The sequence below is a fragment of the uncultured Nostoc sp. genome (genome assembly GCF_964245445.1).
Classification (GTDB): domain Bacteria; phylum Cyanobacteriota; class Cyanobacteriia; order Cyanobacteriales; family Nostocaceae; genus Nostoc.
The window spans coordinates 1-9,632 of the sequence record NZ_CAXTNE010000083.1; the positions used below are offsets into that span (position 1 = coordinate 1).

Genomic DNA, 9,632 nt, shown 5'->3' on the forward strand with positions numbered 1-9,632 from the left:
GGAGTGGGGAATGGGAAATTGGGAAGTTGGGAATGGGAAATTGGGAATGGTTATTTTCGCTTGTCCGCCTACTCCCCATTCCCACTCATTAAGCGAATAAATTTTAGCGTAGCTTGAGCGTAGCTAATTTTATGGGAATACTATTTATTGTTGGTGTTTGCTGGTAGGGAATAGTTGACGTATGAATTTGCTGCGACTGAGAATGCATCACTTAATCGAGCAGTTAGCCGATGACGATTTGCAAAACATTTGGGACGTTCTCGAAGCTTTACATTGTGACTTTTATATGCTTAAAGCGATACAACAAGTCAAGCGATCGCAGCAACCGTGGGATATCTTAACCCATGAAGAAGCGGTAAGACTGTTGATGTTTTTCTGATTCAGCAGCGCTTTTAGTAGTGCTGAGTGCTGAATGCTGAGTGCCTAGTAGTAGCCCATAGTTAAAACTAAGGGATTAGTTAGGAAGAAATTTATTTATTATTTAGAACTAAAGTCAGAGGATTTAGATCCATATACTGAATTGTAAGTCTTAGTACTGGTTATTGACTCAGCACGGGCTAAACGCCCCGCTATCCATGTACAGCACTTTCAACTCAGCACTCTTTTGGTGGCCCCTCAAGTTTTGGTTAAGGTGACGCCTAGTGACTCTGGAAATGCGCTATGCAAGGTCTTTTTTGCTAGACCTGAAGAATTTAGAACCTGCCGCCTACGAGCGGGTGTATGATTTTGTGTTTACTGAGTTAGCCCAAAAGTGGCAGTTGAGCGATTTAAAAGAACTACGACAGCTTGATAGTGAAGGCATTTTTCACCGATTTACCCTCGATAATTACTTGATTGGTATAGAAATCAGGGGTGAAATTGTGAAATTTCTGCGTGTCATCCCTATGCCAGATGTTTAAAGTGAAGATTCAAGGGAACACTTAAAACTGTAAACTGTATAAGGCTAGGCAGGGATCGCTATAACCTTACATTAAACTGGTTTTGAAAAACACTTTATTTGAGATTTCCCTATGGATGCTAGGGCACTTTGGCAACGATACCAAAACTGGTTATATTTCCACGAGGGATTGGGACTGTACTTAGATGTGAGTCGAATACGGTTCGATGATGCCTTCGTAGATTCCTTGCGTCCGAAGTTTGACAAGGCGTTTGCGGATATGGCTCAACTGGAGAAGGGTGCGATCGCAAATCCTGACGAGAATCGCATGGTTGGACACTACTGGCTGCGAAATCCTGATTTAGCGCCAACTCCAGAACTTACACAAGAAATTGTCCAAACCCTAGAACAAATCGAAGCTTTTGCGGAAAAAGTCCAAACAGGTGCTATTCATCCTCCCAGAGCAAGCCGCTTCACGGATATTATCTCCATCGGCATTGGTGGTTCCGCCCTCGGCCCCCAATTCGTCGCGGAAGCTCTCGCTCCTGATTTCCCGCCCCTGAAAATTCACTTTATCGATAATAACGATCCGGCAGGTATCGATCGCGTTCTCAATCATCTACGAAATAGCCTCGCCAGCACTTTGGTTTTGGTGATCTCCAAATCTGGGGGAACACCGGAACCTCGTAACGGCATGATTGAAGTTAAAAAAGCCTACGCCGGACACAATTTGGAGTTTGCTCAATATGCGGTAGCAATTACCAGCGTTGATAGCAACCTCGATAAATTAGCCAAAGACGAAAGTTGGCTGGCCAGATTTCCCATGTATGACTGGGTAGGAGGACGCACCTCAGAAATGTCTGCGGTGGGGCTAGTACCAGCCGCATTACAGGGCATTGATGTTCGGGCTATGCTAGATGGCGCAAAAGAAATGGATGACGCTACCCGCGTCCCAGATGTGAAAAATAACCCAGCAGCCTTACTCGCTTTGTCTTGGTACTTTGCTGGTAACGGAAAGGGCGAAAAAGATATGGTTGTCCTACCTTATAAGGACAGCTTATTTTTATTCAGTCGCTATTTGCAACAACTGGTGATGGAATCTTTGGGCAAGGAAAAAGACTTAGATGGCAACGTTGTCCATCAAGGCATTGCCGTTTATGGCAACAAAGGCTCAACAGATCAACACGCTTATGTCCAGCAGTTGCGTGAGGGTGTAGCGAATTTCTTTGCTACCTTCATCGAAGTGTTGGAAGATCGTCAGGGCCCATCCACTGAAATAGATCCAGGAATTACATCAGGCGATTATCTTTCTGGTTTTCTCCAAGGAACCCGACAAGCGCTTTATGAAAATCACCGCGATTCAATTACAGTCACGATTCCCCAAGTTAACCCCCGAACTGTAGGGGCATTAATTGCTTTGTATGAGCGTGCTGTTGGTTTATATGGTAGTTTGGTCAACATCAACGCCTACCATCAACCAGGGGTAGAAGCTGGTAAAAAAGCAGCCGCCTCTATTATCGATTTGCAAACACGAGTGGTAGCAGTGCTGCAAAAAGAAAAAGCTCCCATTTCTCTTGATGAACTTGCAGAGAAAGCAGGTGCATCAGAGCAAGTTGAGGCAATTTACAAGATTTTGCGTCATATCCATGCCAATCAGCGAGGTGTGGTTTTGCAAGGTGATCTTCAGAAACCCGGCAGTTTAGCCGTTTCTGCTAGCTGATAGTTCAAGTCTAAACATCACATTCTGTTCATTAATTGTTGTATCAGCAACAATTCTTTTTATTGTGAAGCATCCTAGATAGAAGATATATCTTCAGTCTAGGATGCTTCACTGTATAATTCGTAATTCGTAATTGAAGGACAGAGGAACTAATTGCTTGTCCTAACATAAAGTTAAGGCAGCATGAATAAGTAGGATTAATATTCTGGCTGAATCAACTGCAAAACAACCTGCACGTCGGGGTAGAATTTTTCCAGAACGTACTTTATCCCCAGAAGAACTTGCTAAACGCAAAGCTGAAGATGAAGTATTTTATCGGCGTTGTCGGGCAATTTTTGAGCGTGTGCGTCCCGATTTGATTAAGGAACACTATGGCTGGTATATTGCAGTAGAGCCAGATAGTGGTGATTATTTGATTGATGCGGATAAAATGCAAGCTCATAAAAAATCCCTTGAAAAATACCCAAATAGTAGACATTGTGTATTCTGTCTAAATGAAACAGGAACAACTGGCACAATATGATTCAGGGTAACTTTGGGGATAATGGACAACTATTCTTTGAAATTGATTTGATTACATCTGATGGATTAGATTTGCCTGTAGATGCCATGTTGGATAATGGTTTTACAGGTTTTATGACTATTAACAAACAAGATTTAAAGTGTCTTGATTGGACTTATATCGGTGAGGAATCTCTACGAATTGCTGAAGGAGAATCAAGATTTGATATTTATTTAGGCAAGGTGCTGTTAAACGAACAAGAGTATGAAATTAATGTTTATGTGGACGATGAAATTACGGAAGTATTGTTAGGCTCAGAATGGCTAAAAATTATGCCATTAGTGGTTAACTATCAGGTTGGTATATTAACTTTGGGATAACTGCGATGCTACGCCTACGCAGTTCAGTTATTTTTAAACGAACCACAAAGGACGCAGAGAATGTAAAGGTAAAGAAAGAGATATATTCTACTATATTAGTTAATAGGTAAATCGCGGAGAAAGTAAAAGCGATCGCTATTCAAATTATCTGACTTTAAATATTGTTACAATAAAGTTAAAGCTTTCAATAAACTGAAATATAAATTATGAATATCCAAATTAAACCTGAACTAGAGCAAATTATCCAAGCGCAAATTGCTACAGGTAGATATGCGAACCCTGAAGAAGTTATTAGTAAAGCATTGAAGTTGCTATTAGAGTGGGAAAAAGGTTATCAACAGTGGGTTGAAGAAACACGCGAAAAAGTTGAAGTTGCTATTGAGCAACTAGATAGAGGGGAAGGTGTTGATGGAGAAGTTGTAGTTGAACAATTGCGAGATAAGTTGCGGAAAGCGAGAGAATTACAAGGATGAAGCAACATATTATCTCTCCAAAAGCCAGTCAGTATTTATTAGAAATTATTGATTATTTTGTCAAGATAAATATTGATGCTGGGGAGCATTTTGTTGAAAAATTTGATAAAAAGTGTAAATATTTAGCTAATTTTCTCAATATGGGACGCAGCTACGGAAATATTAAAGCTGATTTGCGTGGTGTTCCTTTGGATAATTATATTATTCTTTATCGAGTTGTAAATAGTTGAATTGAAATTGTCCGTGTAGTTAGTGTTTATCAAAATTTGGAATATTTATTTGTAGAATCAGATGAGTAAGTTGGTGTTTTAGTTAACTTCCAATTATCTATTGATAAATAACTCAAAAAGTAAAAGCAATGCCTAGCGCTGGCTACGTCTACATACTTCAGTTATTTTTAAACGAACCGCAGAGGCGCAGAGAGCGCAGAGGTAAGAAAAGAGATATATTATACTATCTTTAGTTAATAGGTAAATCACGGAGAAAGTAAAAGCGATCGCTATTCCAATCACTGCTTTTTATTCGTCCTAAATAGCCTGTTAAAGGTGAGGAAAGTTCAATTAAAATTTCGTGCATTTCTGCTGTTCTTATCGGCTGTGGCGGATGTGATCCGAAATACGCACCGTGTAAAGCTTCAACACCAGCAGATTTTATGCCTGAGTTTTCTAAATAGTTTTTGACAAGCTGGATAATGTGCGATCGCAACCTTATAGATTGTTCAACTTTATCAATATAAGTATTAATTTTATCTTCAGCTAAACCAAAAGGAGCTTGTTGCAAATATTCTTTTAGTTCTAATAAGTTGATAGAATTTTTGTAGTGTGCTTGCAGTTCAACGAGTTTTTGCAGTGTTTCAGGGCTAATAACATTCATTTGATTTTCGGTAGCTGTTCTTAAGGCGTAAAAATTTAGTTCTCCGGCGGCTACAATTAACTTAATAGAATTGTCATACTGAAATTTACCAAGATGGTTCATACCTATTTTTAGTAACTGTGCAGGTGTACCATCAGTAACTTTCTCAGTTTTAGTTGCTTTGCACTCTCCTACTATTGGATAAGGTTGTTCAGCGTAAAAATCCATACCTCCTGCGCCACCAGTTGCATCTGGATTCAAACCTGAACCTGTAAAGCCTAATTTTAGTAATCCTCTACGAACTAATTTTTCAAATGTATGTCCGTCGCTAGAGTTCCCAACTTCAGCAATTTTATGAATCCAAGGTAAGTCTAAATCTAATGAATTGGTTGGTTTATCACTGCTCCAACCTAAAAATATTTTGATATCGTCGTCTAATTGTTTGGCTGCTGGTTGGCTAATGCTTAGGGATGCGATCGCACTCTGCAATTCTTCCAATTCGGGATGCAGCGCGGGTTCTAGCTTTTCTAATTGGTGTTTGCGTTGGGCGAAGGTGCGATCGTTTATTACGGGTTTGGCTTCACTAACAGTCAAGGAATTTGGTAAAGGGAAAAAGTGACCACTTTGATGTTGTACAGTAATCTCCTGTGGTTCTGAGAACAAATAGACACGCAAAAAAGCCAGAAAAATATAAGGTTTTTGTACAAGAGCTTGCTGTAATACCTGTGTCGTCCAGATTGTTAACCGTGACAAAGCATCTAATGATTCGGGAGCATTCAGCATCTGGCAAAGCTCACATTTAGCCCAAGATTTTATCAAAACTGTTTCTGTACTTAAGTTTCCAATAAAATTTTGGACAACAGGCAAAAAATTTGAGCGGTAATGCTGCTCATTGGGTAATAAGTTAATCGAAACATTAGCTGGATAAAGAGCAAAACTCTGCCCCGGATGTATAAATTTACGAGGCATAGCTACAATAATTTGCCCTTGTATTAACGCTTCAACTTCCACAGCAGGTAAAAACAGAGCTGTTTGAAGCACCACTAAATTACTCATGTTTAATTATACAACTCAGTCAGATTATCTGAGTCGTCTGTTTCTTCTATGATAGATGGATTAAGAAAGTCATTTAATAGTTCTTCTCCCTCAATAGTATCTCCATCAATCTGACCAGAAGGATTACTCAAAATCTCAAGCAGTAAAGGATTTGTACGAGTTATTAGCTGTGAAAAATCGAGTAATTGCTCATCATTAAGTTGATAGTTATCACGTTGCTGATAAATAGAATATAGTTCAATAAGTGGTTTAACTTCATCAAATTTTAAATCTACATGTTCTCCACCTAATTCTTCGACAAGCTTCTTAAGATATACATAAGAATCCCAGCTTTTAAAAATCATTTTTTCTTTATTTTTAGAACGAACTAAACACCCTCGCGTTATATCGAAGGTTTTATATTCAATCAACCGCCACATTCCTGCTCCAACAGCTCTTCCATGTGAGTACTGGAGAACAGAAACACCAATTTTAAAAATTTTATCTTTCTCTTTGCCAATAATTTTGAAATTTATCCAACCCTGATTCTTTGATTTAGGCTCAATTTCAACAACATCTTCGATTGTGACTTGTTCTAATTTCTCACCTGTGGAAGTTTCACCATCTAGTATTTGACCTTTAAGGGTCTGAAAGGCAAAACGCAAAGCATCAACAATGAGAGAATTGTTCTTCTCATCAAGATAATCTAAAATTTCTACCTCTTTCTCTCTTTTTAAAGCAATCTCGAATCGTTCAAATGGGTCTTGTGGTAAAATATCACCTTTAACTTTAAAGTTCTCTGCACACCATTTCAAAGCCTCTCTTACGGTTGGTCTTCCTTTGCCATATTCTCTCAGTTTACTTTCTTCAAATGGGTAGATTTTAGAAGGAGGTAATAAATTGCTAATAGTATAAAAATCATTCAACCAAAGTGTAACTAATTCAACCAGAGACTCACTATCAATGTATCTTAAATCTATTGGTTTACGCCCTGTATATTTTGAAACTCTATCAGGTGTACCATCCTGTATCTCATTTATTTTCTGTGTCCATGTAACAGGCAACATAACTGTGATAATAACAACACCTCGACTTAGTTTAGAGTGTTCGAGGGTATCGTGCAGACGCTTCACTAAATCAGCAATGACTAGTTCTGTAGGCAACCCATCTTCACTAAAAGTGTTTTTAACATCTATTTCATCAAAACAAATTACAACTGGGTTATAGTAACTTACTAAATTTAATATTTGCTGAATATTTTTCAGGGCTTCAGCTTCTCTATCTTGACTAGTTTTACTAGGATTTGGTAATCCCAAAGCGTCTGCATTAGATTGGGCTAGTTCATAGCCAGACAGCCATTCCCTAGCAAAAGATGCCTGAGTTTCTGAAAGCGTCCACAGAATTGCCCGGACAATATAGGGATCTGCATTTGGTTTGACTTTAAGAACTTCTTTGATCAGCCTGTCCATCAAATTTTTGTTCCTAGCCAACCAACTTACATATACTTTGTCAAATCTTTGCAGCAGTTCTTGTGGGGAAAGGTTAGGAGCATTGGCATTGATGGCTTTAAAACCTTCATTTGCCATTGCTGCTGCTACTTCCTGCCACTGCATGACTCCTTGACTACCCGTTTTACTTAGACTATCTGCCAAAGTTTTCTGAAATTGGTACTTAACTAGATTTAAATTTGTATAGTTATTGACACCTGCATAGACGAATAAAGCACCCCCTTCACGTTCTAGTCGATGGCGAATGCGACTGAGTAAGTGAGTTTTGCCAACTCCCTGCTGTGCAGTTATGGCTATTGATGTCACCTTGTCTTGGCTAGATTGACTTGTTCTTACCAGTTCAATTGCCTGAAAAACTGCATTAGAAGCATGGGCATTTAGCGTAGGCACATCAGGGAACTTCTTTCCCCAAATATGTTGTTCTTGGACAATGCCCGCGTTGGTAAATGGATTATGACTTTGAATGGCGGCATTGACGGCTTCTATTGGAGAAATAGGGATATTTGTCATATTGATTCTATTTGATTATGGTGTGAGAAACTACAAAGGCGTTAGGGACAATGTGATTAACTCAAGCGCTTGGCGTAAGAGCGCAATCCTGCTCCTGGTATGGTGATTGAATCTTCACGTTTATCAGCAGTCAAGTCTGGTATCTCCCCAGCAATTAGTTGGAAAATGTCTTTTTCTTGCATTTCTAGCAACCACTCACTGAACTCTGTACGACTAACACGATCGCCAATTCCTCTTCTAATCCGATAAATTGGCACTAAATTATTAAAGTTGTACTCATAGTTGAGCTTGTCGTAAACTTCCAACGCCACTGACTTAAACTCGTCGTAAGATGCGATTCTTTTGGAAAGCTCCGCTAATGCACTCTTCCCATTAACTGGTACATCTGCACCAGTTACCGCAACATCAATCTGACTAATCCACTTCACCAACGCATTCGCCGCCCAAGTTCCAATAATCGTCCCTTCAAATTTAAAATTAGAACTTCTCAAACCCTCACCCAACACCTCTAAACCCTTGCTAGATGTAAGAGAGTATCCTTTTTTGGAGATTGCGATCGCACCCTGATTCTGTAATTCTTCAAATGAACCCTGATAATCTCCTACCTTCTGGCTTTTGGATACAATTCGCTTAGTGAGTTGACCCTTCTTAACTTCCTGCTGCGTTCCTCCCAAATCCCACAAAGCCAAAAGGAGACGAGTTCTAGTTTGGGCTGTATTTTTTGATGTCATATTGAATATATTTTTTGGCAAAGAGCATCATAGTAACTGTATCTTTTTAATTTATTTCCTCGGAAAAAATAACCGAGAAATTGCTGAATATTTCGGCGTTTGGGCTAAATTGATTAATTAAAAAATCAACAATATATTTCCTTCGGATGAATGCAGTTTCTCTCGAAGGCAGGATGGAGTATTTGAAAAAATCGATCATCATAACACTGAAACGCTGTAGCTGTGCAGTTGTAAATTGAGTGGTATATGTTCTTTCAATTCCAGGTGAAATAACAGGAATTCCAACTTTGTATTTGCAACAGCAAGGCTTTTAGTAAATACAGGTGATGACGAAATCCGATGAACACAGTATATAAAGAACGTAAAATAGTCTCGCGTCTATTTGCAGTGCTGCTTTCCGCATTGCTAACCGTACCCTTGCTGAGTAGCTGCGGAGGTGGTTCCAAAACTGCTGCGCCACCACCGGTTGATGATACCGTTGGTAGAACAGTGAGCGATCGCCAAACCCAAGCTAAGAAGGGATTGGGTACGGGGCAAAAAGTGGCACTTTTGGCAGGTGCGGCGGGACTTTATTACCTCTACAACCAACATAAGAATGCTTCACAAGAAGGAGCGCAAGGTAAGTACTATCTTTCCAAGAACGGGCGTGTATACTACCGCGATGCTGAACATCGCGCTCACTGGGTTACTCCACCATCAGAAGGAATTCGAGTACCAGAATCTGAAGCACAACAATATCGGCAATTCCAAGGCTATAACGGGAATACTTCGGGTCGCGATCTAAGTGGCATAACTTCATCCGCAGCTCCAGCACTCTAGATAGCGAAGCGTGTGTAAATAAGAAAGCGGGTTTCCCGGAGGATAACGCCGATCGCGCACGTCGGAAACACGAACTTAAATCAGGAGACAGATTATGGTAGATGAATTTTTCCGAAAAGCGAAGGATCTCTTGTTGGGAAATAACGGCGATCAAGCTGAAGATGCTGAATATCGCGATCGCAATGTCCGCCCAGCCAGCGAAGACCCCTACGGCGACCCCGCAGA

At 39.8% G+C, this 9,632-nt stretch carries 11 protein-coding genes; 8 read left to right on the forward strand and 3 right to left on the reverse strand.

The features are described 5' to 3' along the window. Window positions 1–181: 181 nt before the first annotated feature. The 7 genes from ACFE90_RS15735 (at window position 182) to ACFE90_RS15765 (ending at window position 4,182) form a co-directional block, all read left to right on the forward strand. Window positions 182–379 (forward strand): hypothetical protein, encoded by a 198-nt coding sequence (locus ACFE90_RS15735; RefSeq protein ID WP_229473409.1) that lies wholly within the window; start codon window positions 182–184, stop codon window positions 377–379. Window positions 380–641: 262 nt separating this feature from the next. Then, a complete protein-coding gene (locus ACFE90_RS15740) occupies window positions 642–899 on the forward strand; it encodes a cytotoxic translational repressor of toxin-antitoxin stability system (protein ID WP_109011274.1) in 258 nt (85 codons plus the stop codon). Between the two features lie 111 nt (window positions 900–1,010). Then, the gene (locus tag ACFE90_RS15745; protein ID WP_375502040.1) at window positions 1,011–2,597 is read left to right on the forward strand and encodes a glucose-6-phosphate isomerase; all 1,587 of its coding nucleotides are present in this window, start codon (window positions 1,011–1,013) and stop codon (window positions 2,595–2,597) included. Between the two features lie 205 nt (window positions 2,598–2,802). Beyond that, window positions 2,803–3,120, forward strand: coding sequence for a hypothetical protein (locus ACFE90_RS15750; RefSeq protein ID WP_375502090.1), 318 nt, complete (start codon window positions 2,803–2,805; stop codon window positions 3,118–3,120). Further along, entirely contained in the window at window positions 3,117–3,479 is a 363-nt protein-coding gene (locus ACFE90_RS15755; protein ID WP_375502042.1) for an aspartyl protease, read from the forward strand. The genes ACFE90_RS15750 and ACFE90_RS15755 overlap by 4 nt, the downstream gene beginning before the upstream one ends. Window positions 3,480–3,685: 206 nt before the next feature. Further along, the gene (locus ACFE90_RS15760) at window positions 3,686–3,952 is read left to right on the forward strand and encodes a type II toxin-antitoxin system ParD family antitoxin (RefSeq protein ID WP_375502044.1); all 267 of its coding nucleotides are present in this window, start codon (window positions 3,686–3,688) and stop codon (window positions 3,950–3,952) included. After that, window positions 3,949–4,182 (forward strand): type II toxin-antitoxin system RelE/ParE family toxin, encoded by a 234-nt coding sequence (locus tag ACFE90_RS15765; RefSeq protein ID WP_375502046.1) that lies wholly within the window; start codon window positions 3,949–3,951, stop codon window positions 4,180–4,182. The genes ACFE90_RS15760 and ACFE90_RS15765 overlap by 4 nt, the downstream gene beginning before the upstream one ends. Window positions 4,183–4,411: 229 nt before the next feature. Here the strand turns inward: ACFE90_RS15765 and ACFE90_RS15770 are convergent, their stop codons facing one another. From ACFE90_RS15770 to ACFE90_RS15780, 3 genes are read right to left on the reverse strand one after another with little or no spacing between them, the layout of a single operon-like run. Beyond that, window positions 4,412–5,848, reverse strand: coding sequence for a DUF1802 family protein (locus tag ACFE90_RS15770; protein WP_375502048.1), 1,437 nt, complete (start codon window positions 5,846–5,848; stop codon window positions 4,412–4,414). A 14-nt stretch (window positions 5,849–5,862) separates the two neighbouring features. Further along, window positions 5,863–7,857: a P-loop NTPase fold protein gene (locus tag ACFE90_RS15775; protein ID WP_375502050.1), complete on the reverse strand. Its 1,995-nt coding sequence runs from the start codon at window positions 7,855–7,857 to the stop codon at window positions 5,863–5,865. Window positions 7,858–7,913: 56 nt separating this feature from the next. Next, complete coding sequence (locus ACFE90_RS15780) at window positions 7,914–8,588, reverse strand: hypothetical protein (RefSeq protein ID WP_375502052.1); 675 nt, start codon at window positions 8,586–8,588, stop codon at window positions 7,914–7,916. 339 nt (window positions 8,589–8,927) lie between these two features. Between ACFE90_RS15780 and ACFE90_RS15785 the strand changes: the two genes are divergently transcribed. Beyond that, complete coding sequence (locus ACFE90_RS15785; RefSeq protein WP_375502054.1) at window positions 8,928–9,407, forward strand: hypothetical protein; 480 nt, start codon at window positions 8,928–8,930, stop codon at window positions 9,405–9,407. Window positions 9,408–9,632: the final 225 nt, after the last annotated feature.

Bases quoted from the DNA above. Each gene is read 5' to 3' on its own strand.
- ACFE90_RS15735 (WP_229473409.1), top strand. From the start codon at position 182: ATGAATTTGCTGCGACTGAGAATGCATCACTTAATCGAGCAGTTAGCC.
- ACFE90_RS15745 (WP_375502040.1), top strand. From the start codon at position 1,011: ATGGATGCTAGGGCACTTTGGCAACGATACCAAAACTGGTTATATTTC.
- ACFE90_RS15755 (WP_375502042.1), top strand. From the start codon at position 3,117: ATGATTCAGGGTAACTTTGGGGATAATGGACAACTATTCTTTGAAATT.
- ACFE90_RS15760 (WP_375502044.1), top strand. From the start codon at position 3,686: ATGAATATCCAAATTAAACCTGAACTAGAGCAAATTATCCAAGCGCAA.
- ACFE90_RS15765 (WP_375502046.1), top strand. From the start codon at position 3,949: ATGAAGCAACATATTATCTCTCCAAAAGCCAGTCAGTATTTATTAGAA.
- ACFE90_RS15775 (WP_375502050.1), bottom strand. From the start codon at position 7,857: ATGACAAATATCCCTATTTCTCCAATAGAAGCCGTCAATGCCGCCATT.
- ACFE90_RS15780 (WP_375502052.1), bottom strand. From the start codon at position 8,588: ATGACATCAAAAAATACAGCCCAAACTAGAACTCGTCTCCTTTTGGCT.
- ACFE90_RS15785 (WP_375502054.1), top strand. From the start codon at position 8,928: ATGAACACAGTATATAAAGAACGTAAAATAGTCTCGCGTCTATTTGCA.